Below are 26,742 nucleotides of genomic sequence, written 5' to 3' on the forward strand. Positions count from 1 at the left end.
CCGCATGCCTATCCCACGCCATCTCAGCGCACTGATCCTGGCCGCCGCCTTCCTGCTGGGCGGCTGCGCCAGCCGCGGCCCCGTGCCCACGTTTTACGATTTCGGCCCGGCCGCGCCGCTGGCGGCCGTGCAACCGGCGGCGCCAGCCGTGCCCGTGCTGGTGATCGCCGACGCCAACGGTCCATCCTGGCTCGACAGCCAGCGCATGTATTACCGTCTGCTGTACGCCGACGCGCAGCAGTCGCGCCCGTACGCCTACAACCGCTGGAACACGCCGCCGCTGCAGCTATTAAGCCAGCGCCTGAAAACGCGCGTGGCGCAAAGCGGCGTGAAAGTGCTGTCAACCACGGATGCGGCCGCCGGCATGCCCCTGCTGCGCATCGACGTCGATGATTTCTCGCAAAACTTTGATACGCAGACGCACAGCAGCGGCCATGTGTCGCTGCGCGCCTCGGTCTTTCGCGGCCACCGCCTGATCGACCAGAAAACCTTCAGCCGCAGCGGACCGGCCGGCAGCGCCGACGCGCAAGGGGGCGCGCAGGCGCTGGCGGCGGCCTCGGATGCCATCGCCGCCGACCTGCTGACCTGGCTGGGCACGCTGAATATCCCGAAAGAATGACCGACCCCGCATCCCCAGCCAGCCCGGCGGCGCCGCTGCCGCCCGTCCGTTCCTCGCCCGTGTCGCGCGCGACCCTGCTCGCCTACGTCTTCCTGATCGTGTACGCCAGCTGGTTCCCATTCACGGGCTGGCACAGCAATGGCCTGTCGCCGCTGACTTTCCTGGAAAACACGCGCATGCCCCGTTACTGGACGGGCTTCGACGTGGGCATCAACGTCGTCGGCTACATCCCGCTGGGCGCGCTGATCGTGTATTCGCTGTTTCCAAGAATCACGGGTTTCTTTGCCGTCATCGTTGCCAGCCTGTGCGGTATGCTGATTTCGGGCAGCATGGAAGCCGTGCAAACCTATTTGCCCAGCCGCGTCTCGTCGAACCTGGACTTTTATACGAATGCGGCCGGCTGCTGCATCGGTTCCCTCATCGGCGCCCTGACGGCGCGCAAGCTGCTTGATCACAGCCATTTGTACCGCTTGCGCCAGCGCTGGTTTGCCCAGCACGCCAGCCAGGGCCTGGTACTGGTGGCGCTGTGGCCGCTGGCGCAGATCTATCCGCAAGGCTATCTGTTCGGCCTGGGCCAGTTGCTGCCCATCCTGTCGGACTGGGCCTCCAGCCTGATGGGCATGGACATCGACCTGGCCACGTATCTGCGTCCCGACGTGGTCTTAACGGTAGAGCAATATTGGCTTTCGGAAACCATCATCACGGCCTGCGGCATGACGGGCGCCGTGCTCACATTGCTGTGCCTGCTGCGCCGCGCCGCGCCGCGTGCCATCCTGATGCTGGCCCTCATCGCCGCCGCCTTGATCGTGCGTTCGATGGCCAGCGCGCTGCTGTTTTCGCCGCAAAACGCCTTCGTCTGGATCACGCCGGGCGCCCAGGGCGGCTTTTTGATCGGCCTGATCATGCTGGGCGGCCTGGCGTTCGCGCCGCATGTGGCGCAGCGCCGCATCGCGGCCGCCACCTTGCTGCTGAGCCTGGTGATGGTAAATACGACGCCGATCAACCCGTACTTCATGTCCACCTTGCAAGGCTGGGTACAAGGCAAGTTCCTGAACTTCAATGGCGCGGCGCAATTTCTCGCCTTGCTGTGGCCCTTCATGGCCCTGTGGTTCCTGTGCCTGCCCTCGCACCGCCTGAACCGGCAGGATGACGCGCAGCGCCAGCGTCGCGAAGACCACCCATAAGCGTTATCATGGCGCATTGATGATTCAGCAGGAGCATAGTATGAGCGACGCACCGTATTTTGAACGCCACGTTTTTTTCTGCATGAACAAACGTGAAGACGGCCGCAACAGTTGCGGCGACCATGGCGCGGAAGCGGCGCAAAAGCATTGCAAGCGCCGCATCAAGGAACTCGACATGAATGGCGCGGGCAAGATCCGCATCAACCAGGCCGGCTGCATGGACCGCTGCGAGGAAGGCCCGCTGCTGGTCATCTATCCGGAAGCGACCTGGTACACCTATGTCGACACCAGCGATATCGACGAGATCATCGATACGCACCTGGTGGGCGGCAAGATCGTCGAACGCCTGAAGATTTAATGCCAATTTAAGAGATAGCCACCAGTATGAGCATCATGAACAGAAACTCGGAAAAATTTACCCTCGCCGGCCATGCAGGCAGCATGGAAGGCTTGCTCGATTTCCCGGCAGACACCCCGCGCGGCATCGCCCTCGTTGCCCATCCGCATCCGCTGTACGGCGGCACGATGGATAACAAGGTCACGCAAACCCTGGCGCGCGCGTTTGTCGCCCTCGGTTACGTGGTGGCGCGCATCAACTTCCGCGGCGTCGGCGCCTCGGAAGGCGTACACGACCATGGCGCGGGCGAGACGGACGACATGCAGTTGCTGTATCAACACATGGTCGGCCTGTACCCGGGCTTGCCCGTAGCCTTGTCCGGTTTCTCGTTCGGCACCTTCGTGCAGTCGAAACTGCAGGAACGCCTGGCCGCGGCCGGCACGCCCGTCGAGCGCTTGGCGCTGATCGGCAGCGCGGCCGGCAAATGGGCCATGGCCGACATTCCGGCCGACACCATCTTGATCCACGGCGAACTGGACGACACGATCCCCCTGTCCGCCGTCTTCGACTGGGCCCGTCCACAAGACATACCCGTGATCGTGATCCCCGGCGCCGACCACTTTTTCCACCGCAAGCTCAATCACATCAAGAACCTCGTGATTGCGCTGTGGCATGGTGACAAACCCGCAATAGCAGCAGATGATCATTGAAGTGTGGGCTTACTAGCGCCTCCACGGCTATAATTGATCCGTTTTTCCACGCGGCCATGCAAGCAGCAACAGCATGGCCCTCAGCCTTCATCTTTTTCGCAGACCAGCCTCCATGAAAAAACTCTTAGCGGCACTGGCCTCCAGTGTACTTTTCCTATCCGCCGCCTTCGCCCAGAGCGTTCCAGCCCCGACCATCGCCGCCAAGTCCTGGCTGTTGCTTGACGCTACCAGTGGCCAGATCATTGCTTCGCAAGATCCGGACGCGCGCATCGAACCGGCGTCGTTGACCAAAATCATGACGGCTTACCTGACGTTTGCCGCCATCCGCGAAAAGAAACTGGCGCTGGATCAAAAAGTGAATGTCTCGGTGCGCGCCTGGAAAGTCGATTCGAGCAGCTCGAAGATGTTCATCGACCCGGCCACCCCCGTGTCGATCGACGACTTGCTGCACGGCCTGATGATTCAATCGGGTAACGACGCCGCCGTGGCGCTGGCGGAAGCCGTTGCCGGCGATGAAGGCACGTTCGTCGTCCTGATGAACCGCGAAGCGCAGCGCATGGGCCTGAAAAACACGCGTTTTGCCAATCCGCATGGCTTGCCTAGCCCCGATAACTATTCCACGGCGCAAGACTTGTCCGTGCTGGCCAAGCGCGTGATCGCCGATTATCCGGAATTCTACAAAATCGATTCCGTGAAAAGCTTTACGTACAACAAGATCACCCAGCCTAACCGCAACCGCCTGCTGTGGCTGGACCCGACCGTCGATGGCATGAAGACGGGCCACACGGAAGCGGCCGGCTATTGCATGATCGCCTCGGCACGCCGTCCGGGCGGCACCGGCGAGCGCCGTCTGATTTCCGTGGTGCTGGGCACCTCGTCGGACCAGGCCCGCACGCAGGAAAGCCAGAAGCTGCTGAACTGGGGCTTCCAGAACTTCGATACGGTCAAGCTGTACTCGAAAGGCCAGGCCGTGGCCACGCCGGAAGTGTGGAAGGGCTCGAAAGGCACCGTGAAAATCGGTTTCGCCCACGACGTGCTCGTCACCGTACCAAAAGGCATGGCTGCCAAGATGAAACCGGTGCTGGAACGCAAGGACCCGCTGGTCGCGCCTCTGGCTGAAAACGCGCCTGTCGGCAAACTGAAAATGATGGTTGATGACAAGGTTCTGCTGGAACTGCCTGTCGTGGCGCTGGAAACCATCAACCAGGCCACGATCTTCGGCCGCGCCTGGGATTCGATGCGCCTGTGGATGAAATAAGTCTTTAGCGTTTTCCCATAAAAAATGCCCGCAGCTGCTGCGGGCATTTTTTTCGTCCGTCTCGCCGCCGCTGTCTCCGCAGCATGCTGTAGCGTAGCTGGCTATAATCGTGGCGTATCCCTTCACGCCACCATCAGAAAGCCAGCCCATGAGCCATGCAATTCCCGCCAGCCTGCAAGCACCGCGCAGCCGTTTGAGTGCCAACGGCCCCGAACTGTCGCGCATCGTCGCCGGCATGTGGCGCATCGGCGAGTGGAATATGTCGGCGCAGCAGCGCCTGGCCTTCATCGAGCAATGCTTGGCGCTGGGCGTATCGAGTTTCGACCATGCCGATATCTATGGCGACTACAGCGCCGAAGGCTTGTTCGGCGAAGCGCTGGCCTTGCAGCCGGGCTTGCGCGACAAGATGGAGCTGGTCAGCAAATGCGGCATCAAGCTGCTCTCGCCACACCGCCCAGGTCATGCCATCCAGCATTACGACACGAGCGCGGCGCACATCACCAGTTCCGTGGAGCAGACCTTGCGCCAGCTGCACACGGACCGCCTGGACTTGCTGCTGATCCACCGTCCCGACCCGCTGATGGATTTCGACGAGATCGCCGGCGCGTTCACCCAGCTCAAGCAAGCGGGCAAGGTGCTGCACTTTGGCGTGTCGAATTTCAGCCGCCACCAGTTCGAATGCCTGCACCGGCGCTTCCCGCTGGTGACGAACCAGGTGGAGTTTTCGCCGCTGCACGTGGCGCCCCTGTTCGACGAAACCTTCGACGGCTTGCAGGATGTGGGCGTGGCGCCGATGATCTGGTCGCCGCTGGCGGGCGGCCGTCTGTTCCAGGGGGGTGATGCGAATGTGGAGAACTTGCGCAATGTCATCAAGCAGATCGCGGATCAACTGCAGCGGCCGTTTGCCAGCGTGGTGTTTGCGTGGATCATGCAGCTGCCATGCCGGCCCCTGCCGCTGACGGGCACGGGCCGCATCGAGGCCGTCGGCGTGGCCGTGGAAGGCACGCAGTTCACGCTCAGCCGCAGCGACTGGTTCGCCATCCTGCGCGCCGCACGCGGGCACGAGGTGGCTTAGTCTATTTCATCCGGGTCGTTGAAAACCTGGGGAAGCGCAATACCGCGCCAGCCCAGATACCACGCCAGGTTCAGCAGCAGCGTGGCGCCGATGTAGACGGCGAAGAACAGCGCGAAGAAGCTCGTTTTCAGCCACACGAGCAGGGCGATGGCAAGGATCAGCACCAGCACCGCGGCCAGGCTTTTCTTTTGCTTGGAGCTGGGAAAACGCAAGGTCGACACCATCAGGCTGCCCACGCCGACGAGCAGCAACATCAGCAGATAGCTGTGCAGCATGGAATCGATGGGCGCCGGCCAGGCCACCACCACGGCCGCCACGCAGGCGGCCCCGGCAGTGATCGGCATGCCGACAAAATACAGCGGGTCGGTGCGCCCCACATTCACATTGAAACGCGCCAGGCGCATGGCGCCGCAGGCAACAAAGAAAAAGCTGGCCATGCCGCCAAAGCGCAGCAGCAGCGGATCGTGCACGCCCATCTGCACAAAACCATAGCAGTACAACAAGACGGCCGGGGCACAGCCGAAATTCATCACGTCGGCGATGGAATCGAGCTGCACGCCGAACTGGGAACTGGTGTTCGTCAGGCGCGCCACATAGCCGTCGAGCGCGTCAAACACGCCGGCCAGCACCAGCAGCGCCGCCGCCAGGCGGTAGGCATCCGCGTCGCCCACCCGGGCGTTATCGACGGCAATGACGATGCTGGCAAAGCCGCAGGCTATCGACAGCAAAGTCACCATGCTGGGCAAGGCGTATTTGGCGCGCTGCAGGCGCGACTTGGGCAAGGTGTTCAAATTATGGGCAATCAAAGTAGCGGGAATGAGGCAATGCAGCGGCAAACGCTGCGCTGCACTCATTCTACCCTGCGCAGCTGCGGTAGCGTCCGCGCACGAGCGCGCGACATATCTTTTCATGGATGCGCTACTGCAGATCAAAATGCCTTAAAATCGATTCAGCGGGCAGCACGCCGGCCCCCACCTCTGTCCGCCCACCTATACAGGAGTCAACTTGATTGTCTCGTCACTGCGTTGGAAACGCTGGATACCCGCCCTGCTGAGCGCAGCCCTGTTGAGCGCCTGTGGCGGAGGCGGCAGCGACAGCAGCAATGTTGCGCAAAACACTTCGACCCCGGCCGGGCAGCTGGCACAGGAAGCGGGCGCTCCCGCCGTCAGCAACAATATTGCCACCGATGGTTTCAACTGGTTCAACTACCGGCGCAGCCAGATCGGCCTGGCGCCACTGGTGCGCAATCAGCTGATCGACAACGCGGCGCTCGGCCACTCCAACTATCTGAACAGCAATAATGTGGTGGTGCACAATCAAGTTAAAGGCAAACCCGGCTTTACCGGAGAAACACTGTATGACCGCCTGAGCGCGTCAAACTATGGCGTCACGTCCGTCTGGGGCGAAGTCATCGCGGGCGTGGCGACCAACTCCGGTTTCTACATGGCGGAAAACCTGATCACGGCCGTGTATCACCGCTTCCTCGTCTTTGAACCGATCTTCAAGGAAGGCGGCGCCGGGGCGGCCGTCAACAACAGCGGCTACGCCTATTTCACCACCGACCTGGCCGGCAATAGCCGCTACGGCCCCGGTTTGCCGGCCGGACAGATCGTCAGCTACCCGTTCAACGGACAGGTCAAGGTCGCCACCAGCTTTTCCAGCGATGAGGAAGAGCCCGATCCCGTGCCGAACCAGAACGTGGTCGGCTACCCGATCAGTGTCCATGCGAATTTCGACGCCACCCTCAGCGTGACGGCATTCACCGTGCGCCAGCACGGCGCCAGCGCGGATCTGGCGGTACGCCTGCTCAGCAAGCAGACCGATGCCATCAATACATCGCGCTCGGTGGCCGCCATCATCCCGCTGGCCCCGCTGCTGGCGGCCACGACCTATGACGTGAGTTTCATCGGCAAAGTCAATGGCGCGGACGTCGCGCGCAGCTGGTCATTCAGCACGCGCTAGCGTGGCAAGCGGGCGCAGTGTCGAGCACGACAGGATGTAAAATAGCGGTTCCTGCTTTACGACAGTGTCACGTTTTGGGGCTCTCTGCACAGCATGCTGAAACCACACGCCACTTGCGATGATGATGCCGCCGTTGCGGCATCCGACATGGTCCGTATTCTCGACGTCGAGAACGGACTGGGCCGCATTATGGGCGACCGCATCCTGTACCTGAAGATCTTGCGCCGCTTCCTGCACGACCATGGCACCACGCCGTGCCAGATCCGCGCCGAATTCGACACGGGCAACTATGCTTCCGCGCGCCTGAAAGCGCATACCCTGAAAGGCGCCGCCGGCATGATCGGTGCGCGCCACGTGCACGGCCTGGCGACAACCCTGGAGTCGGCACTGCGCGCGCAGGCGCCCGACCTGGCGCAGCAAATGCTGCAGCTGGAACTGGCGCAGGATCAATTGCTGGGCGCCGTCAGCAGCATGCTGGGCACGCCGGAGACCACCCACACGGCGGCGCAGGACGTGGCACCCGACCCGGCCGCGCCGGCCATCCAGCTGCTGCTGGCGCGCCTGGCCAGCCATCTGCGCGAAGGCGACGGCGCGGCCATCGACATCCTGGAAAACTCGGCCAGCCTGCTGGCCGCCAGCCTGGGCGTGCACGTCTACCAGGAAGTGGCGGCCGCTGCGCACGAATTCGATTTCGATGGCGCGCTGGCGGCGCTGCTGCGGCGGCGCTAGCGCTCAGCCCGCTACCGCTTAGCTGCTGTACTGCGCCTCTTCCGCATACGCCACGCCACAACTCTTGCAACAGAAACGGCGCACGGCATCGAGCGGCTTGTCGCAATACCAACACGCGCCTTTCGGCGGCAAGGAGGCGATCAATTCCGGCATGGCGGGCAGTGGTCGCGCCACTACCTCACCCTCGCATTCCACGACATCCGGCTGTTTGCTGTCCATGGCGCTTCCTTTCCTAGCGGCACTTCAAGGCCGCTCAGCAAGATTACGTCATTAAAGTTGATACGGTATGAGCATGCTCAATAGACCGCGCTCCCGTGGTATCCATGGCAGCAAATGGCGCTATTCGCGGCGAGGCTGGGTTTGCACACTCGGCCCCACAAGATCGGCCCGTTCCATGCAGTAAGGCTCCCACTCTGTCTCCTGCCGCATGACGAAAGTCATATTGGCAAGACGCGCACCGTGCGCCTGGATGGCTTCCTTGCGCTGGGGTGTATTGACAAGCAAGGCCATCACTTGAGCTACCTTGTTTTCATCCTCGGGGACCAGCTCGCCAAGGCCAGCCAGGCATTCACTGCTGCGTATCGCCATCGAATGCGCATGTGACGATTCCCTGGGTGTGGTGGCCAGAATAGCCGCCTGGCTGCTGATGGCAACATTTGCCATGCCCCGCAGCAGCCGGGCATCTCGCGAAAAATGCCGCAGCAGAAACAACTCGACATCATCGCGCACGCCATTATCATTGCTATCAATACCGGCAAGCGTTTGTTTGCCAGCAGCACCAGGATCAGGCGGTAGCACAGTGTCGATCGTCAATTGCAAAGGGGCGGCAGCCAAAACCGCGCCAGGAGAAACAAGCGCCAATGCGAAAAGAATAATAGCGGTGCTACGCGGGAATGAAGGATATGTCATAGGAACTCCTGGTTGGGAATTCCGACTATAAAACCGTCACACGGCAAGCTATTGCTGTTCCGCAATCAATATGAATTTGCTTGCGGATACAGAGCCGGCTGAAACCACATCCCATGAATCATCAGGCGAAAATTCACCCGTGGCGCTCGACAGTTGCACCTGCGCCAGGCGCAAAACACCGCTGATGCTTATTTCCGAAAGCTCCTGACGGCATCATTCGCATGCTCGTCTATAATTTTTTGCCACTTCGGCTGTCCAGCATACTTGGCAGACAGCCGTTTCCACTGCTTCTGCGCCTGGCCGCACGATTGCTCGACGGCCTGCGTGATCTCGCGCTGGCGCGCCTTGTCGTTGTCATCCCATTCGCCGGCAAAGTGCTCGCACATCTGGGCGTTCTCGACGAACCGGGCCACGTCGCGCGGCAACTTTTCCTGGGCGCCAGCCAGCATAGGCAGGCAGCCCAGCATGAAAGCGAGCACAAGCTTCATCGAACCTCCTTATTTGCCGATACAGAAACGGCTGAAGATCACGCCCAGCAGATCGTCAGGCGAAAACTCGCCCGTGATGCTCGACAGCTGCACCTGCGCCAGGCGCAGCTCTTCGGCGAACAGGTCCAGCGACTGGTCATCCTGCGCCGCGTGCGCGGCGGCGATGTCGAGGTGCTTGCCGGCCGATTTCAAGGCAATCAAATGGCGTTCGCGCGCCAGGTACAGCGATTCGCCCGTCTGCTGCCAGCCCGCGATGCGCAACAGCTCGGCGCGCAGCAAGTCGATGCCGATGTGCTCGTGCGCCGACAGATACACGTGCGTGGCGTCCGGCAAGCTGTCCACGCCGGGCTTGTGGCCGGACAGGTCAATCTTGTTCCACACGCGCACCACGGGCACGCCTTCGGGGAAGGCGGCGACGATGCTTTCATCGGCCAGCGTGGGACCATGGTCGGCGTCGAGCAGGTGCAAAATCACGTCGGCCTTGCCGATTTCGCCCCAGGTGCGTTCGATGCCGATGCGCTCGACGACATCGATGGTGTCGCCCGCGCTGCGGATGCCGGCCGTATCGATGATGTTGAGTGGAATGCCTTCGATCTGGATGGTTTCGCTGACCTTGTCGCGCGTGGTGCCAGCGATCGGCGTGACGATCGCCACGTCGGCGCCGGCCAGCGCGTTCAGCAGCGACGATTTGCCCACGTTCGGCTGGCCCGCCAGCACGACATTCAAGCCTTCGCGCAGCAGCGCGCCCTGCGCCGCCTGCGCAAACACTTTATTGAGCGCTTCGATGACGGCTTTCAACTGGCCGCGCGCATTCGATTTTTCCAGGAAATCGATTTCTTCTTCCGGGAAGTCCAGCGTCGCCTCGACCAGCATGCGTAAGCCCGTCACCTGCTCCACCAGCGCGTGGATGGTGTTCGAGAACGCGCCCGACAGCGATTGCGAAGCGGACTTGGCGGCCGCTTCCGTGGACGCGTCGATCAGGTCGGCCACGGCTTCGGCTTGCGCCAGATCGAGCTTGTCATTGAGAAAAGCGCGGCGCGTGAATTCGCCCGGCTCGGCCAGGCGCAAGCCGTTGTCCTTGCCCGCTTCGAGCACGCGCGCCAGCAGCAGTTGCAACACGATGGGGCCGCCGTGGCCCTGCAATTCCAGCACGTCTTCGCCCGTGTACGACTGCGGGCCCTTGAAGTGGATGGCGATGCCCTGGTCGATGATGCTGCCGTCGGCTTCCGTGAACGGCAGATAGGTGGCGTGGCGCGGTTTGAGTTGCTGCGCGCCGAACAGGGCCGTCATCAGCGGAGCGAGGTTTTTGCCGGAGGCGCGTACCACGCCGATGCCGCCGCGTCCGGGTGCGGTGGCGATGGCGGCGATAGGGGAAGAGTCGAGTTTCATGGGGGATATTGTAGATTAAAAAAAAGCCCGCGCGAGGCGGGCTTTCTGTTCGCTGGCCGGAATTACTTGGCGGCAGGCGCGTATTTCTTGGTGATCACCCATTGCTGGCCGATCGACAGGACGTTGTTGACGACCCAGTAGAGTACCAAGCCCGACGGGAAGAAGAAGAACATCACCGAGAATGCCAGTGGCATGAACAGCATCATCTTCGCTTGCATCGGATCGGCCGGGGCCGGGTTCAGCTTGGTCGTGATGTACATCGAGATCGCGTACAGCACGGGCAGGATGCACCATGGGTCATGCTGGGCCAGGTCGGTGATCCAGCCGATCCATGGCGCGCCACGGATTTCCACGGACGCGTTCAGTACCCAATACAGCGCGATAAAGACGGGCATCTGGATCAGGATCGGCAGGCAGCCGCCCAGCGGATTGATCTTTTCCGTCTTGTACAGCTCCATCGTGGCCTGGTTCATCTTTTGCGGATCGCCTTTGTAGCGCTCGCGGATCGCTTGCATCTTCGGCGTGACCAGTTTCATCTTGGCCATGCTGCGGTAGCCGGCGGCCGACAGGGGGAAGAACGCCAGCTTGATCAGGATCGTGAAGGCGATGATGGTCCAGCCCCAGTTGCCCAGCACGCTGTGGATGTGTTCCATGACCCAGAAGATCGGCTTGGCGATGATGGTCAGCCAGCCGTAATCCTTGACCAGTTCCAGGCCAGGCGATACCGATTCCAGCAGGTGCGCGATTTGCGGACCCGAGTACAGCTTGCTGTCCATGCTGGCCGTGGCGCCTGGCGCCAGGGTAGGCAATGGCAGCACGTTGCCGATGGCGTACAGGTTCGGGCCGACCTTCTTGGTGAAGATGTCGCGCTTGGCGTTTTCAGGCGGAACAAAGGCGGAAACGAAGAAATGTTGCGAAATCGCAAACCAGCCGCCATTCGCCGTGGCCGGATGCAGGCCCTTCATGGCGTTGTCGTTGCCCTTTTTCTCGTCTTCCATGGCCGCTTTTTCGATTTTCTCGAACGTCAGCTTCTGGTACTTGTCTTGCGGCGTGTACAGGGTCGGGCCCGTGAAGCTGCTGTTGAAGAACGAATCGCCGACCGGCTTGTTGCCGTCATGCGTCAGTTGCAGATACAGCTGTGGCGTGACGGGTGCCGCGCCCACGTTGGCCACGTCGTGGCGCACGTCGATGACGTAGTCGCCGCGCTTGAACGTAAACGTCTTGGTCAGCTTGACGCCGCCTTCGACCGCTTCCATCACCAGTTGCACTTGCTTGCCGTCACCGATGGTGCGCACGCCAGGCTGCACGGTGAAAGCGCTCGCATGGGTAGGGAACGGACCGCCGACCAGGCCCGATTGCGCCAGGTAGGTGTGGTTCGCGCCTTCGTCGAACAGCACTTCGTTTTGCTTGCCTTCGTCAGGCTGGCACCATTTGAACAGGCCGAAGCAGCCGCCGAACCAGCCCGGATTGCCTGCGCCCTTGAACTTCAGCAATTCCAGACGCTTGACCTGGCCGCCCAGGGTGTCGATATCGACCTTGATGACGTCGGTGGTGATGGTAATCACTTCGCGCTTGAACGCGGCGGGATCGACAGCATCACCCGGCAGGGCAGGCACGCCTGCCGCAGCCGAGGCAGCCAGAGCAGCCGTCTTGGCAGGGGTCGCAGGCGCCTTGGCGGTTTGTTCCGTGTTCGCGGAGAACATCGACGGCTTGCCGTTCGAGATCATCCATTCGTTCCAGAGAATTACCAGCGAGACGGAAAACACGATCCACAGGATGGTACGTTTATTGATATCCATTAGGGTATTTGTCAGGAGTGGTTGCAACCGCAAGCGGTCGTTGAAGATTGTTTAGCGTCGGCCGGCGGCACCGGGTCGACGCCCCCTTCATTCCAGGGGTGGCAACGGCACAGCCGCTTGGCAGCCAGCAGGCTGCCCTTGGCAGTACCGTGCACGCGCAGCGCTTCCATCGCGTAATGCGAACAACTCGGATAGAAACGGCAATTCTGTCCCAGCATGGGGCTGATCAGCAACTGATAAGCGCGCAGCAGGAACAGCAGCAGGGTTTTCATGGCGCGGATGGTGGTGGCGCAGCAACAGAGCGGGCCTGGGCGGCGATTTGCGCCGCGAACAGGCGGCTCAATTCTTCACGCAGCTCGGCTTTGAGCTTGCTCGTGGTGGCCGGGCCATCCTTGCTGTTGACGGCGCGCGACAAACGCACCACGCAGTCGACCGGCGGCATCGCGCTGTTGCGAAACAGCTCGCGCGTGACGCGCTTGATCGTGTTGCGGGTCGCCGCGCGTGGCGCGAAACGCTTCGCCACAACGACGCCCAGCCGCGCATGCGGCAATTGATTGTGTCGGGTGTACAGCACAAAATGCGCTGTTTTTTGCGAAGGGCGCAAACGAAAAACGGATGAAAATTCATCCGTTTTAACGATACGCCGAAAGCGCGCGAAGTCGTGTGAACCTTCGCGTTGATTGCCGACTGGAGTACAGCTAGCCACGCGATCAGCTGTCAACGACAAGCCTAGACGGCCAGACGTTTGCGGCCCTTTGCGCGACGTGCGTTGAGCACATCACGGCCACCACGGGTAGCCATACGAGCGCGGAAGCCGTGCGTACGCTTGCGGCGAACGACGGAAGGTTGGTAAGTACGTTTCATGTTGGTCTCGCTAAAAACAAAAAAAATGCAAAATCGGGTCTGACGTCCCGTCAGTTTTTGGTGCCAATGACAATCGCGCACTTATGCCAAGGCACAAGCTGGCCAATCTCATCGCCCGCTTAATCCACGCTTAGTCCATATTGTCGTTCCAAATGAATAAACACGGAATACGGGCGGGGAACCCTGAATTATTCAGCATATGCCCCCCTCTTGTCAAGGATTGCCGTGATCGCCCGGAAATTTTCGCGCCGGGCCCCATCCGCCGGCACGCCCCCGCCACAGGCCGCGCCAGCACTGCCTGCAACGGGATAACCGGGGGATAAGTCGCCTCTTATACACACGGCGCCCCACCCCGCCACAGAAAAATAACAGTCGTGCCTGTGGATAACTTTGGCAGTCGGGAGTAGAATAGCGCGTTACGTGTGGCGAGCCCTCGCGCGACGCCGGCCTTGCAACACGGTGAACGCAGGGCAGAATCGATACGCCCTCCCACACCTTTTCACATAGACATACATGGATAATTTCTGGCAGGCCTGTTCCGCGCAGTTGGAACTGGAGCTGACACCGCAACAATTCAGTGCGTGGATCAAACCGCTTATCCCTCTCGATTACGAAGAGGGCAAGCTGCGCATTGCTGCGCCCAATCGCTTCAAGCTCGATTGGGTCAAGACCCAGTTCGCCAGCCGCATCACTGCGCTGGCCATACAGTACTTCGAAGCGCCCACGGAAGTGCAGTTCGTGCTCGACCCGCGCCTGGCCCTGCCGAAGAAACCCGTCACCGCCAGCACCCCGGCCAGCGATCCGAATGGCGGCGCGCCCAGCGCGCGCGCCGCGGAACCGCAGCCCAGCGTGCCGGAACTGAGCATCGGCGCCGCGCCGCGCCGCGAGCAGAGCCGCATCAACACCGACCTGACCTTCGACAGCTTCGTGACGGGCAAGGCCAACCAGCTGGCGCGCGCCGCCGCCATCCAGGTGGCGAACAATCCGGGCGTGTCGTATAACCCGCTGTTCTTCTACGGCGGCGTCGGCCTCGGTAAAACCCACTTGATCCACGCCATCGGCAACCAGGTGATGGCCGACAATCCGGGTGCAAAGATCCGCTACATCCACGCAGAACAGTACGTTCGCGACGTAGTGACCGCTTACCAGCGCAAGGGTTTCGACGATTTCAAGCATTACTATCACTCGCTCGACATGCTGCTGATCGATGATATCCAGTTCTTTGGCGGCAAGAGCCGCACGCAGGAAGAGTTTTTCTATGCGTTCGAGGCATTAATTGCCGCTAAGAAACAGATCATCATCACCTCGGATACCTATCCGAAGGAAATCACGGGCATGGACGACCGGTTGATCTCGCGCTTCGACTCGGGCCTGACGGTGGCCATCGAGCCGCCGGAACTGGAAATGCGCGTGGCGATTCTGTTGAAAAAAGCCAAGCAGGAAGGCGTGACCTTCTCCGACGACGTGGCTTTCTTTGTCGCCAAGCACTTGCGCTCGAACGTGCGCGAGCTCGAAGGCGCACTGCGCAAAATTCTGGCGTACTCGCGTTTCCATGGCAAAGACATCACCATCGATATCGTCAAGGAAGCCCTGAAGGACTTGCTGTCGGTGCAAAACCGCCAGATTTCCGTGGAAAACATCCAGAAAACGGTGGCCGACTTCTTCAATATCAAGGTTGCCGACATGTATTCCAAGCGCCGGCCCGCGAATATCGCCCGGCCGCGCCAGATCGCCATGTACCTGGCCAAGGAATTGACACAGAAGAGCCTGCCGGAAATCGGCGAGCTGTTCGGCGGCCGCGACCACACCACGGTGCTGCATGCCGTGCGCAAGATCGCGCTGGACCGCACCAAGAACCCGGAATGCAACCACGAATTGCATGTGCTGGAGCAAACGTTGAAGGGCTAGGCACAACTTGGCAAGACTGGCTCAAAACGTGCTTTACCCTTATCATCTGGGAGGGCGCCGCAGCCGGTCTGTCGGGGCTCCCTATGGCAACAATTGTTAAATTAATACGTTAAACATCGTACTGTTCAACCTATACATTGAGGATAAATATGCAATTGGTCAAAACCACCCGAGATACCCTTCTCCGGCCACTGCAGATCGTGAGCGGTATTGTCGAGCGTCGGCACACTATGCCGATTCTGGCCAATATCCTCATCCGCAAAGACGGTGAAAATGTCTCCTTCCTGTCGACCGACACCGAAGTGCAGATCACCACGCACGCGGAAATCGGTTCCGGCGCGGACGTGACCGGCACCACCGTGGCCGCGCGCAAGCTGCTGGACATTTTGCGCGCCCTGCCCGAATCGGGCGACGTCACGATGACCCTGCTGAACAAGCGCCTGACCGTGCAAACGGGCAAGTCGCGCTTCGCCCTGCAAACCCTGGCGGCGGAAGAGTTTCCAACCGTGCAACAGGCGGAAAGCTACAACGCGTCCGTCACCCTGCCGCAAAAAACGCTGAAGCACCTATTCAACATGGTGCATTTCTCGATGGCGCAGCAAGACATCCGCTACTACCTGAACGGCTTGCTGCTGGTTCTGGATGGCAATAATGTCATCGCCGTGGCCACCGACGGCCACCGCCTGGCGTTTTGCCAGGTGGCCACCGAGCAGACGTTTGCGCGCCAGGAAGTGATTATTCCGCGCAAGACCATCATCGAACTGCAGCGCCTGCTGGAAGAGAACGATGAACCGGTGCAGCTGGACATCGCCGCCAACCAGGTGAAACTGACCTTCGCCGACATCGAGCTGATCTCGAAGCTGGTGGAAGGCAAGTTCCCCGACTACACGCGCGTGATTCCAAAAGGTTACAAAAACGACTTCACCATCGGCCGCGATGAACTGCTGCGCTCGCTGCAACGTGCCGCCATCATGACCAGCGACAAGTTCAAGGGCGTGCGCTGCATCATCACCCCAGGCAGCATGAAGATCAGCTCGACCAATGCGGACCAGGAAGAAGCCGTCGAAGAGCTGGAAATCGACTACGGCGGCGACTCCGTCGACATCGGCTTCAACGTGACGTATCTGCTGGACGTGCTGAACAACCTGAAATGCGAATACGTCAACATCGCGCTCGGCGATTCGAACTCGTCCGCCCTGATCTCCATCCCGGACAATGCCGACTTCAAGTACGTCGTCATGCCGATGCGGATATAAAAATAGGGGTCGGACCCTTTGGGTCCGACCCCGGCAGTTGCTGTTGGGGTTAAAGCAATCACGCAACCCAAACCCCAATGAGAAGCTGGGGTCAGACCCAGAGGGTCTGACCCCTACCGCAATAGTTAATTGAGAAAGCAGTCCATGTCCGAGAATCCACAAGACACCCCGATCCAGGCCAAAACGGAAGAATACGGCGCCTCCTCCATCCAGATCCTGGAAGGCCTGGAAGCCGTACGCAAACGCCCGGGCATGTACATTGGCGACACCTCGGACGGCACCGGCTTGCACCATCTGGTATTCGAAGTGCTGGACAACTCCATCGATGAATCGCTGGCCGGCCACTGCACCGACATCAACGTCACCATCCACAGCGACAATTCGATCTCGATCACCGACAATGGCCGCGGCGTGCCGACCGGCCTGAAAATGGACGACAAGCACGATCCGAAGCGTTCGGCGGCCGAAATCGTCATGACCGAGCTGCACGCGGGCGGCAAGTTCGACCAGAACTCCTATAAAGTATCGGGCGGCTTGCACGGCGTGGGCGTATCTTGCGTCAATGGCCTGTCGAAATTGCTGAAACTGACCATCCGCCGCGATGGCAAAGTGCATCACATGGAATTCGTGCGCGGCGTGCCGCAAGACCGCCAGATCGTCATGGTGGGTGACATCGCCACCTCGCCGATCAAGGTCATCGGCGAGACGGACAAGCGCGGCACCGACGTGCATTTCTGGGCCGACGAAGAAATTTTCACGCATGTGGAATTCCACTACGAAATCCTGGCCAAGCGCATCCGCGAACTGTCCTTCCTGAACAATGGCGTCAAGATCAAATTGTCCGACCAGCGCACGGGCAAGGAAGAGATCTTCGCCTTCGAAGGCGGCACGCGCGGTTTCGTCGAGTACATCAACAAGGCCAAGTCGGTCTTGCACCCGACCATTTTCCAGGCCACGGGCGAGCGCCTGTCCGACCAGGGCACGAACATCTCGGTCGACGTGTCGATGCAGTGGAACGATGCCTACAACGAACAGGTGCTGTGCTTTACAAATAACATCCCGCAACGCGACGGCGGCACCCACCTGACGGGCTTGCGCGCGGCCATGACGCGCGTGATCAACAAATACATCGATGAACACGAGTTCGCCAAAAAGGCGAAAGTGGAAATCAGCGGCGACGACATGCGCGAAGGCCTGACCTGCGTGCTGTCGGTCAAAGTGCCGGAACCGAAATTCTCGTCGCAGACGAAAGACAAGCTGGTGTCGTCGGAAGTGCGCGGCCCCGTCGAAGAGATCGTCGCCAAGACCCTGGCCGATTACCTGCAAGAAAAACCGAACGACGCCAAGATCATTTGCGGCAAGATCGTCGAAGCGGCGCGCGCCCGTGAAGCAGCCCGCAAGGCCCGCGATTTGACGCGCCGCAAAGGCATCATGGATGGCCTGGGCCTGTCGGCCAAGCTGGCCGACTGCCAGGAAAAAGACCCCGCCCTGTGCGAACTGTACATCGTCGAGGGTGACTCGGCAGGTGGCTCGGCAAAACAGGGGCGCGACCGCAAGTTCCAGGCGATTCTGCCGCTGCGCGGTAAAGTCTTGAACGTGGAAAAAGCCCGTTTCGAAAAAATGCTGTCGTCCGAGCAGATCACCACCCTGATCGCCACGCTCGGCACCTCGATCGGACCGGACGAATTCAACGTCGAGAAACTGCGCTACCACCGCATCATCATCATGACCGATGCGGACGTCGACGGCGCCCACATCCGTACCCTGCTGCTGACCCTGTTCTACCGCCAGATGCCGCAACTGGTCGAGCGCGGCCACATCTACATCGCGCAACCGCCGCTGTACAAAGTCAAAGCGGGCCGCGACGAGCGCTATCTGAAAGATGACGCCGAAGAAGCGAGCTACATGATGACGGTGGCGCTGAACACGGCCGTGCTGGTGCCGCGCACCGGCGCGGAAGGCATTTCCGGCGAAACATTGACGGAACTGGTGCGCAAGTTCAACCTGTCGAACACCATCATGACGCGTCTGACGCGCGTCATTGACCGCGCCGCCCTGACGGCCATCATGACGGGCGTGCAGCTGGACCTGTCGACGCTGGACCTGGCGGAAACCTCCGCCCTGGCCCTGCAGACGGCCATCAACGACAGCGCCGTGCGCGTGCACGTGCGTTCCGACGATTTGTCGGAAAAACACATGCTGCGCGTCGAGCGCATGCACCACGGCAACATCAAAGTGACGGCCATCGACGCCGACTTCGTGCAAGGCCCGGACTACGCCGTGCTGGCCAACGGCGCCGCCACCTTCGAAGGCCTGATCGGCGAAGGCGCGTTTGTCCGCCGCGGCGAAGGCGAGCGCATGAAGGAAATCGCCGTGGTCGACTTCCACCAAGCCATGCAATGGCTGCGTGACGAAGCCGAACGCACCGTCTCGAAACAGCGCTACAAAGGTCTGGGCGAAATGAACCCGGATCAACTGTGGGAAACGACGATGGACCCAACCGTACGCCGCTTGTTGAAAGTGCAGATCGAAGACGCCATTGCGGCGGATCAGATCTTTACTACGCTGATGGGTGATGACGTGGAACCACGCCGCGCGTTCATTGAGAATAATGCGCTGCGGGCGGGGAATATTGACGTGTAAGCCAGCTTTCCGGACATAGGGCGCCAAAGTATGTGTAACTGGCGCTACAATTTTGCGACTAAAAACCGCTAGTTTGTGCAACTGGCCTATTGTTTTCGCTAAGCTGAATACAAAATCCCTGCAGTCTTAGCCAGTAACTGATGACACGAGGATTGAAAATCCTTGTGTCGGTGGTTCGATTCCGCCCCGGGCCACCAAGGACATCGTTCACGCAACGCCCACTCATGCAAGTGGGCGTTGTCGTTTCCGGTACACGTAGTCCGTAAGCGTCCGCCCACCGCCGTCTACCCTTGGGTACCGCACGATGCCATGATTGAATTTGGGGCACAAATGGATTGTGTCCACAAATTTATTTATGGACACAATAATTCAATCAGTTACAACCAGGGCGAAACGCGGGCCGTATCGCCGTCACAGCGATGAATTCAAGCGTGCCGCGGTGGCACGTACGCAGGTCGATGGCGCCTCCGTTTCGCTGATCGCCCGTGAGCTCAAGATCAAGACCAATCAGTTGTTCAGTTGGCGCAAGCGTTTCGGTGACGAGGCGCTTGCCGGCGGCAATGCGTCAAGCCAGCTGGTGGCCGTCACAGTGCTCGACACCCTGCCAGCAAGTGCACCGGTCGCCAGCGTCCCGCCCGGCGTGATCGTGCTCAGCGTGGGCCAGGCCCAGCTGCGCCTGGAGGGCCAGGTCGATGCGGCGACGCTGACACTGTTGCTGGCGCGGCTACTGCCATGATCGGCTTGCCAGCAGGCACGAAGATATGGCTGGCCGCCGGCGTCACCGACATGCGTGCAGGTATGAACGGGCTGGCCGTCAAGGTGCAGGCGGCGCTGGCCGAAGACCCGTTCAGCGGCCACGTGTTCGTGTTTCGAGGGCGGCGCGGCGACATGCTCAAGGTGCTATGGTGGAGTGGTGATGGCCTGTGCCTGCTGTCCAAGCGGCTTGAGCGCGGGCGCTTCGTCTGGCCGCAGGCCGCCGATGGCAGTGTCGCACTGACGCAGGCACAGCTGTCGATGCTGCTCGAAGGCATAGACTGGCGTCGGCCAGAGCGCACCTGGCGCCCGACAGCGGCCTTGTAAACGTCGCGTACCTCGCGTAAACTCGGTCCATGTTCAACCCTGCCGACCTGCCCAACGACATCGATGCCCTGAAGGCATTGCTGTGGGCGCGTGAGGTCGAAGTGGCGGGCTTGAAAGCGCAGTTGAATACCCGCGCCGCCGAGATCGAGCATCTGAAACTGCAAATTGCTAAGCTGCGACGTATGCAATTCGGCCGCAAGTCCGAAAAACTCGACCACCAGATCGAACAACTGGAGTTGCAGCTTGAAGACTTGCAGGCCGACGACGCCGAGGCCGAACGGGAGATGCCGGCAGCGGACCAGGCGCCGCGCAAACGGGCGGCACGCAAGCCTTTGCCCGAGCATCTGCCGCGTGATGAACAGCGCTACCTGCCTCCCGATGAAGCCTGCCCGTCCTGCGGCGGCAAGCTGCATCAACTGGGCGAGGACGTGGCCGAGCAACTCGAGTTCGTACCGGCCAGCTTCCGCGTGATCCGTCACGTGCGCCCGAAACTGGCCTGCGGCTGCTGCGACGCCATCGTGCAGGCGCCTGCCCCAAGCCGGCCAATTGCGCGCGGTATCGCCGGTCCGGGCCTGCTGGCGCATGTGCTGGTTGCCAAGTTCGCGGATCACCTGCCGTTGTATCGGCAGTCGGTGATCTACGCCCGCGAAGGTGTCGAGCTGGACCGGCCCCTGCTGGCCAGCTGGGTCGGCGCTGCCAGCGCGCTGCTGCGCCCGCTGGTCGATGCCATCCGTCAACACGTACTGGCTAGCACTAAATTGCATGCCGATGACACGCCGGTACCAGTGCTCGCGCCTGGCAACGGCAAAACCAAAACCGGGCGGCTGTGGACCTACGTGTGTGATGATCGACCAGCTGGCGACAACACGCCGCCGGCGGTGTGGTTCGCCTACTCGCCGGATCGCAAGGGCATCCACCCGCAAAGCCACCTGACCCAGTTCAAGGGCGTGCTGCAAGCCGATGCCTACGCCGGCTTCAACGCGCTGTACGAAAGCGGCGATATCCACGAGGCAGCCTGCTGGGCGCACGCGCGGCGCAAGTTCCACGACCTGCATGCAGCACGGCCATCGCCGCTGACAACCGAAGCGCTGCGGCGCATCGCCGAGCTGTATCGGATTGAAGCAGAAATCCGTGGCAAACCGCCGGACCAGCGCAAGTCAGTGCGGCAGACAGAAGCATGCCCCTTGCTCGATGACCTGGAGCGCTGGCTGCGCACGTCTTTGGAAAAGCTGTCCCGCAAGTCGGACACGGCAGCGGCCATCCTGTATGCCCTAAACCTGTGGTCGGCCCTGACGCGCTACTGCGACAACGGCGCCATCGAGATCGATAACTCGGCAGCCGAACGGGCGCTGCGCGGTATCGCCATCGGCCGGCGCAACTACCTGTTCGCCGGCGCCGACAGCGGTGGCGAGCGCGCTGCTTCCATCTACTCGCTGATCGGCACCGCCAAGCTGGGCGGTGTTGACCCCGAGGCTTGGCTGCGCCATGTACTGGCAAATATCGCAGAGCATCCGGTCAACCGGGTTGGCGACTTCCTGCCCTGGAACTGTGCCGCACAGCTCCCCTCAGCCTAAACAACACGCCGCTTCCCAGCGGTGTGATGCCATCATCTAGCAAATCAACATCCGGCTCAAGACGGCGCTGGCTTTACGCTTACCGTAGTCCTCGTGTCCGGTCTATTTCCGATCCGCCTGGCCTGGAGACTACCCTCCTTCTGTATGATCGTCCCGACCCCATCGTGCGAAGGCAAACCTTCAGCTTGGTCGAAATCATTCGCGTCGAAAAAATATTGGCCAAGCGGACTCGTAATCAAAATCTGGACTACTGAAAAGTCCAAACCCAAATCCTCGCCCTGAAAAGCCGGTCACGCTCGGATATGGCATCTGTTAATGAACTCGATTGAATTTCGCTACTCATAGTCTGTAGCATCAAAGTCATCCGTCGGAAACAATGTAGCTTCCCATTAACTGTTCCGATGATGCTAAGAACCCCAAGCTCTTCCATACGCGCAACGCTTGCAAAAAACGTTCGATCTTTTCGAAAAGATCACGGGTTATCGCAGGAGGAGTTGGCGGATCTTTGTCAGCTGCACCGTACATATATTGGATCGGTAGAGCGCGAAGAGCGAAACGTTTCACTCAGCACACTTGAGGTCCTTGCCGGGGCTCTCGGGGTTAGCGTCCCGGAACTGCTAACCCCAAGAGCGGAGCATGAGCGAGACACCCTTTGACTACAAAAACGCCATTCAGTCGTCTGGATACGACATATATTCCCCGATCGAGGTAGGAGACGCCAATTATTGGATCCCAACTTTGAACTTGGAGGCCCTACTCAATCAAGGATTAATTGGGCTCGATCTGGCCGGCCTTCCTTTACGAACTCGTTCGAAGGTCGTGAAAACTGCGGTCTGCGACGCGCTTGGGTACTACGCACCCCAATCGTTCAAAAAAACTCAACCTCGATTTATCGGTCAGCAACTAGATACGTACACTCAAAAATCGAACAATCTTCAGATCTGGAATGAAGAGTTATCTCCAACGCGGCGCTACGCGATCATCCAAATTTCGGACCAAGATATCGTGTTGAAAGTGAAGGTCGTGAACGGACAGGAGTTGGCCCTGCTAGATACAACGGGCACGATAACCACCAAATACCAGGCGGGCATTACGCTGGGCACTAATACTCACGAATTGATTTCAGCTTCTGACACACCCGAACTAATCCCGTATGTGCAAGCGGGCGTAACGCTCACGCAAGCAACTAGCCCGGTTGATGAGCCAGTCGTGGGTGGGTTAATGCCGATTCAAGAAATTCATGATCGACTTTCGAAGCTGGTCGGCCTGTCATTTCCCGACCCAGGGGTGGATCAGGAACGCAACCGAGGCGCGGCGCTTCACAGCATGATCTGCCAATGCCTTGGGTACAGTCGTTATGAAGACAAAGGACAATTTCCCGACATTAGACATCAGTTGCTCGAAGTGAAATTGCAAACGTCGCCCACAATTGATTTAGGCCTCGTGCTCCCTAACAGTGAGGATCGTCTCGACATTAGGCAACTAGGTGGCCTTCATCCTCGGCATTGCGACACGCGATACGCGATTTTCTACGCGCGAACGGATGGTCGCCAAGTGATGCTTACACATTTAATCATTACTACAGGGGCTGACTTTTTTACGCGATTTCGTCGGTTTGAAGGCAAGATCACAAATGGAAAAATTCAAATTCCACTACCCCGGAATTTTTTCACGATCTAATCCAAACACACGCCAAACAAGCCCATCGAGGTCGACTGCAAGTTGGTCGGCCTCAACGGATGGCGTCTTCGAATGAATTAATTTTGCTAAGGCGACAATTTCCTTCGATTCATCACGCTCGGGATCTGGCAGCGGGAACAATTCCACATATTGCGTAATGAATCGTCGACGCCCCGCATAAAGCTTATTGTTAAATCGGTGATCGTAAAACGTTTCGATGAACGTCGAATTCCCTACTGCAATCGCCAGCCACAATAGGTCCTGCTCGTTCTCATTGTCGCACTGTAGCCAATAACATTCTCCGTTAACGATACCTCCGTCAGTATCGATCCAAAAAATCGGCTTGTCCGAAATGTCGGGGAAGACTATCTTTGGCAATGGCCATGCTGCAGGATCTTGGGGCACCCATAGCTCATACCATTTTCGGCCGGCGTCAATAAGGTAAGTACGCGCCTCCAAGGTCGCCCTGTGCGCCTCCAAATAGCGCGCCGCACCAGGGTAGAGCGACAAATCGACTGCGGCGCGGCCACTTCCCGCCACCTCATGAGGGTAAAGGATCTCCTTGATGTGCGCAGCCTTCGCGGGTATTGCGGCCTTGAAACGGCGCGCGCATTTTCGCGTAATCAACGGTCGCAGGAGTTCTGGTCGACCACCAGGAAGGTCATCCCAGTCGCTACGAACAAAAACCTTGTCTGCCGTCGACTTGACTCCAACGCGGATTTTTCCAATCCGTCGAAAAGTATCCCAAGTATTGCCCTCAACAGTGCCCAGCCAATTGTCTGTAGAAAGTGTAGCAACCCGCCAAATACCTTCTGGGTCACCACCATTGTCAAGCACCCCGTGACGCACACGAAAACGCCTTCCGTCTGCTATTGAGATCACTGTGTCATCATCCGCGCTTAAGGCTGCAAGCGCATCTTTTGCCTCAGAATTGGCTACATCTTTGGTCTCATAAATTGAGGAGTAAAAAATCCCGTCAGTATGCGGATTTTGGATGTCACGAGTGCCTCGTGCGATCAGCACTGACGGCAAAACCGCAGCGTCGAAAAGCTTAGTGTCGCCAAGGTCCCATGCATGCAGTATCTGGAAGCGTGAAAGCATGGCGCGTCGTACGGCCTGACCCGATCGAGTGGTCATAAAACGATTTGATGTGATGACACCGGCCACGCCGTCTTCCGCCAACACTTGGGAAATACCAAGCAAGAATGGGTAGTAGAGATCAACCCTCCCAGTCAGACCAAAATTTTGGGCAAGCTGTTGTGCCTGCTGAGCCCCAATAATCTGGGTCCGCACGTAAGGTGGATTTGCTATCACCAGGTTGAAAGGCTCTTGCACTTCAGCAGCGGACAACAAGTCTCCACCACCTTGCAAATTAAGAACGTGAACGAGAAAATCCTTCTGCTCCAGGCTCACGTCCACCGCAGGGAAATCCCTCCGAAGGCGTCGAGAAGCAATTTCAATAGCTACTGGGTCGGTGTCGTAGCCAACGACCTCGATCCGCCTCTTGATTGCTTCCGGCAAGCGTGCAATTAAAGCATCCAGTAACGCCCCGTCTCCACACGCCGGATCAAGGATGCGGATCTTTCCGTTCTCAGGAAACTTTGCCACTTGAACCATTTGGTTAGCGACAAAGGCAGCGAATTCCAAGGGCGTATAGGTTGCACCGGAGGATTTTTGTTGATGAACTTCACTGTAACGTGGGCGAAGTGCCGTATCGGCGTCGAAATTAAGTTGGCTACTCATAGGCTTCATTTTACCCGAAACCTCAACTGCCGGGAACCGAACTTCGTGCCCGCACACCCCCAAGGACCGCACTTCCTTCATAATGTGGCGGCGACAGGACACTGGTCGCCAATTTCCTGGCCCATCTCCCCACTGCCCCCCAGAAACCATTACACTAGTTCCTGAGCGCAACTACTTTTGTACGCGCGCCATGTCGCCTGCCGTTGCCGGGAGGCGTCTCTGCCGCAAGGCTTGTTGTCTGCCTGGACAAATGCAATGTTCTCTTCGCGCAGCCTGTCTCCTGCCTTCTATTACCTGTTCTTTTCAGGAGAACGGGAGCAGCAGCAGCGCTTTTTCAAGGAACTGCATTTCATTTCAATAGCGATCCTGACGTTTGGCCTGGCTTGCTGGCTGGTCACGTTCAGCCTGGCCTTGTCGCGCGCTTCGCTCGATCATGCGCAGGCGGCGCTGGGCGTGACGGGTATGCTGGTGGGGCTGCTGCTGACCGTCTATGCCAAGTCGCTGCAGGCCATCATCGTCAGCGGCAGCATCAGCGTGCTGTTCATCGCTTTCGGCTTTCGCGTGCTGATATTGGGCACGGAAGACCCCGCTTTTTGGGTGTTGCCGCTGGGCGTGATGATCACCCTGACGACGGCCCCCATCTTCAGCGGCATCGCGTATTACCTGGGCGTCTCGCTGGGCGTGTGGGTCATCGTGGGGCTGGGGCAGTTTCCCGTGCATGCGGGCCAGGCCGACCAGCATTGGCCCGTGCTGGCTGTCACCATCAGCGTGATCATCGGCCTGGCGCTGAATATCTATTTTCTCGTCTTGCGCATCCATAACTACCGCTCCCAGCGCGAACTGGCGACGATGGCCTACAAGGATGGCTTGACCGGGCTCAACAATCGACGCATGTTTACACAAAGCGCCCGCATCCTGCAGCGTACGGCGCACACACCAGCGTATTTTTTAATGATCGACATCGACGACTTCAAGCAAATCAACGACGTGTACGGCCATGACGTGGGCGACGAGGTGCTGAAAAAGATCGCCGACGTCATCGCGGGGCTGTGTGGCGAACACCTGTGCGGCCGCCTGGGCGGCGAGGAATTCGCCATCATTTACCTGGGCGAAAAGAACGCGGCCTGCGCCTTTGCCGCGCAACTGGTCGACAGCGTCGAGGCGGCTTTCGTGCCGGAACGCAAGGTGTCCGTCAGCATCGGCATGGCGGAAATGCTCAAGGAAACGGACTTGTCGCACAGCTACCGGCGTGCCGATGAATCCTTGTACCAGGCCAAGAAAAGCGGCAAGAACCGCTACGTGCTCAACGCCGCCTGAACATCGCCGTTGGGCGTCGCGTCGAGCAGCGCCAGCCCTTCTCTCCCATGCGCAATTTCCTGGCCGCGCCGATACGCAAGTGGAGCACGTACTTGTGCAAGAACTCGGTCACGACTTCATCGTCGACGGGGATACTGCAGGATATGGTGATCTTGGCCATGGCAACGAGGGCAGTGATTCAATAGCCAGGCTTAGCAGAAGGCGTTTCATTCCTGGAA

General features: G+C 59.6%; 27 protein-coding genes and 1 tRNA gene. 18 read left to right on the forward strand and 10 right to left on the reverse strand.

Translation table 11 applies throughout. The features are described 5' to 3' along the window. Positions 1–4 precede the first annotated feature (4 nt). The 6 genes from CLU91_RS15060 to CLU91_RS15085 all read left to right on the forward strand — a co-directional run bounded on the left by CLU91_RS15060 (position 5) and on the right by CLU91_RS15085 (position 5,183). On the forward strand, positions 5–619 hold the full coding sequence (locus CLU91_RS15060; RefSeq protein ID WP_100874813.1) for an ABC-type transport auxiliary lipoprotein family protein: 615 nt from the start codon (positions 5–7) through the stop codon (positions 617–619). Then, the gene (locus tag CLU91_RS15065; RefSeq protein WP_100874814.1) at positions 616–1,803 is read left to right on the forward strand and encodes a VanZ family protein; all 1,188 of its coding nucleotides are present in this window, start codon (positions 616–618) and stop codon (positions 1,801–1,803) included. The genes CLU91_RS15060 and CLU91_RS15065 overlap by 4 nt, the downstream gene beginning before the upstream one ends. Positions 1,804–1,843: 40 nt before the next feature. Further along, complete coding sequence (locus CLU91_RS15070; RefSeq protein ID WP_034781335.1) at positions 1,844–2,161, forward strand: (2Fe-2S) ferredoxin domain-containing protein; 318 nt, start codon at positions 1,844–1,846, stop codon at positions 2,159–2,161. 35 nt (positions 2,162–2,196) lie between these two features. After that, on the forward strand, positions 2,197–2,850 hold the full coding sequence (locus CLU91_RS15075) for an alpha/beta hydrolase (RefSeq protein ID WP_100876754.1): 654 nt from the start codon (positions 2,197–2,199) through the stop codon (positions 2,848–2,850). A gap of 112 nt (positions 2,851–2,962) precedes the next feature. Continuing rightward, positions 2,963–4,108 (forward strand): D-alanyl-D-alanine carboxypeptidase family protein, encoded by a 1,146-nt coding sequence (locus CLU91_RS15080; protein ID WP_100874815.1) that lies wholly within the window; start codon positions 2,963–2,965, stop codon positions 4,106–4,108. 148 nt (positions 4,109–4,256) lie between these two features. Next, the gene (locus tag CLU91_RS15085; protein WP_100874816.1) at positions 4,257–5,183 is read left to right on the forward strand and encodes an aldo/keto reductase; all 927 of its coding nucleotides are present in this window, start codon (positions 4,257–4,259) and stop codon (positions 5,181–5,183) included. Here the strand turns inward: CLU91_RS15085 and pssA are convergent. Continuing rightward, positions 5,180–5,950, reverse strand: a complete 771-nt coding sequence (gene pssA, locus CLU91_RS15090) for a CDP-diacylglycerol--serine O-phosphatidyltransferase (protein WP_198521476.1) — start codon at positions 5,948–5,950, stop codon at positions 5,180–5,182. The genes CLU91_RS15085 and pssA overlap by 4 nt on opposite strands. 238 nt (positions 5,951–6,188) lie before the next feature. On the opposite strand from pssA, the gene CLU91_RS15095 reads away from it, so the two are divergent. Both CLU91_RS15095 and CLU91_RS15100 read left to right on the forward strand, forming a co-directional pair. Continuing rightward, a complete protein-coding gene (locus CLU91_RS15095) occupies positions 6,189–7,145 on the forward strand; it encodes a CAP domain-containing protein (RefSeq protein ID WP_332870893.1) in 957 nt (318 codons plus the stop codon). A gap of 93 nt (positions 7,146–7,238) precedes the next feature. Beyond that, entirely contained in the window at positions 7,239–7,874 is a 636-nt protein-coding gene (locus tag CLU91_RS15100; protein WP_071075110.1) for an Hpt domain-containing protein, read from the forward strand. Positions 7,875–7,892: 18 nt separating this feature from the next. Here CLU91_RS15100 and CLU91_RS15105 read toward each other — a convergent pair whose 3' ends face one another. The 8 genes from CLU91_RS15105 to rpmH form a co-directional block, all read right to left on the reverse strand. After that, entirely contained in the window at positions 7,893–8,093 is a 201-nt protein-coding gene (locus tag CLU91_RS15105) for a hypothetical protein (RefSeq protein ID WP_100874818.1), read from the reverse strand. A 120-nt stretch (positions 8,094–8,213) separates the two neighbouring features. Further along, entirely contained in the window at positions 8,214–8,783 is a 570-nt protein-coding gene (locus CLU91_RS15110; RefSeq protein ID WP_100874819.1) for a hypothetical protein, read from the reverse strand. Positions 8,784–8,971: 188 nt separating this feature from the next. Continuing rightward, entirely contained in the window at positions 8,972–9,271 is a 300-nt protein-coding gene (locus CLU91_RS15115; RefSeq protein WP_100874820.1) for a hypothetical protein, read from the reverse strand. A gap of 9 nt (positions 9,272–9,280) precedes the next feature. After that, the gene (gene mnmE, locus CLU91_RS15120; protein ID WP_100874821.1) at positions 9,281–10,660 is read right to left on the reverse strand and encodes a tRNA uridine-5-carboxymethylaminomethyl(34) synthesis GTPase MnmE; all 1,380 of its coding nucleotides are present in this window, start codon (positions 10,658–10,660) and stop codon (positions 9,281–9,283) included. A 62-nt stretch (positions 10,661–10,722) separates the two neighbouring features. Next, entirely contained in the window at positions 10,723–12,459 is a 1,737-nt protein-coding gene (yidC, locus tag CLU91_RS15125) for a membrane protein insertase YidC (RefSeq protein ID WP_100874822.1), read from the reverse strand. A gap of 11 nt (positions 12,460–12,470) precedes the next feature. After that, the gene (gene yidD / locus CLU91_RS15130; protein ID WP_099380761.1) at positions 12,471–12,731 is read right to left on the reverse strand and encodes a membrane protein insertion efficiency factor YidD; all 261 of its coding nucleotides are present in this window, start codon (positions 12,729–12,731) and stop codon (positions 12,471–12,473) included. Continuing rightward, on the reverse strand, positions 12,728–13,165 hold the full coding sequence (gene rnpA, locus CLU91_RS15135; RefSeq protein WP_071650299.1) for a ribonuclease P protein component: 438 nt from the start codon (positions 13,163–13,165) through the stop codon (positions 12,728–12,730). The genes yidD and rnpA overlap by 4 nt, the downstream gene beginning before the upstream one ends. Before the next feature lie 23 nt (positions 13,166–13,188). Further along, positions 13,189–13,323, reverse strand: a complete 135-nt coding sequence (rpmH, locus tag CLU91_RS15140; RefSeq protein WP_010401996.1) for a 50S ribosomal protein L34 — start codon at positions 13,321–13,323, stop codon at positions 13,189–13,191. A 513-nt stretch (positions 13,324–13,836) separates the two neighbouring features. On the opposite strand from rpmH, the gene dnaA reads away from it, so the two are divergent. The 9 genes from dnaA (at position 13,837) to CLU91_RS15180 (ending at position 23,464) form a co-directional block, all read left to right on the forward strand. Next, entirely contained in the window at positions 13,837–15,231 is a 1,395-nt protein-coding gene (gene dnaA, locus CLU91_RS15145) for a chromosomal replication initiator protein DnaA (RefSeq protein ID WP_034781304.1), read from the forward strand. A 149-nt stretch (positions 15,232–15,380) separates the two neighbouring features. Further along, positions 15,381–16,487 (forward strand): DNA polymerase III subunit beta, encoded by a 1,107-nt coding sequence (gene dnaN, locus CLU91_RS15150; RefSeq protein ID WP_034754341.1) that lies wholly within the window; start codon positions 15,381–15,383, stop codon positions 16,485–16,487. Positions 16,488–16,631: 144 nt separating this feature from the next. Beyond that, on the forward strand, positions 16,632–19,130 hold the full coding sequence (gene gyrB / locus CLU91_RS15155) for a DNA topoisomerase (ATP-hydrolyzing) subunit B (RefSeq protein WP_100874823.1): 2,499 nt from the start codon (positions 16,632–16,634) through the stop codon (positions 19,128–19,130). Positions 19,131–19,252: 122 nt separating this feature from the next. Next, positions 19,253–19,327 (forward strand) — tRNA-Phe (locus CLU91_RS27900). Between the two features lie 158 nt (positions 19,328–19,485). Next, complete coding sequence (locus CLU91_RS15160) at positions 19,486–19,866, forward strand: transposase (protein ID WP_100874824.1); 381 nt, start codon at positions 19,486–19,488, stop codon at positions 19,864–19,866. After that, positions 19,863–20,210 carry an IS66 family insertion sequence element accessory protein TnpB gene (gene tnpB, locus CLU91_RS15165; protein WP_070346880.1) on the forward strand — a complete coding sequence of 116 codons (348 nt, stop codon included), beginning with the start codon at positions 19,863–19,865 and terminating at the stop codon, positions 20,208–20,210. Before CLU91_RS15160 ends, tnpB begins: the two co-directional genes overlap by 4 nt. A gap of 29 nt (positions 20,211–20,239) precedes the next feature. After that, positions 20,240–21,784: an IS66 family transposase gene (tnpC, locus tag CLU91_RS15170; RefSeq protein WP_100874825.1), complete on the forward strand. Its 1,545-nt coding sequence runs from the start codon at positions 20,240–20,242 to the stop codon at positions 21,782–21,784. A 404-nt stretch (positions 21,785–22,188) separates the two neighbouring features. Beyond that, a complete protein-coding gene (locus CLU91_RS15175) occupies positions 22,189–22,440 on the forward strand; it encodes a helix-turn-helix domain-containing protein (protein ID WP_100876756.1) in 252 nt (83 codons plus the stop codon). After that, a complete protein-coding gene (locus CLU91_RS15180) occupies positions 22,421–23,464 on the forward strand; it encodes a restriction endonuclease (RefSeq protein WP_100874826.1) in 1,044 nt (347 codons plus the stop codon). The genes CLU91_RS15175 and CLU91_RS15180 overlap by 20 nt, the downstream gene beginning before the upstream one ends. Here CLU91_RS15180 and CLU91_RS15185 read toward each other — a convergent pair. Beyond that, entirely contained in the window at positions 23,438–25,207 is a 1,770-nt protein-coding gene (locus CLU91_RS15185) for an Eco57I restriction-modification methylase domain-containing protein (RefSeq protein ID WP_100876757.1), read from the reverse strand. The genes CLU91_RS15180 and CLU91_RS15185 overlap by 27 nt on opposite strands. Before the next feature lie 255 nt (positions 25,208–25,462). On the opposite strand from CLU91_RS15185, the gene CLU91_RS15190 reads away from it, so the two are divergent. Continuing rightward, on the forward strand, positions 25,463–26,524 hold the full coding sequence (locus CLU91_RS15190) for a GGDEF domain-containing protein (protein ID WP_100874827.1): 1,062 nt from the start codon (positions 25,463–25,465) through the stop codon (positions 26,522–26,524). The last annotated feature ends 218 nt before the right edge of the window (positions 26,525–26,742 follow it).

It is taken from the genome of Janthinobacterium sp. 64, from assembly GCF_002813325.1.
Lineage (GTDB): Bacteria > Pseudomonadota > Gammaproteobacteria > Burkholderiales > Burkholderiaceae_D > Janthinobacterium.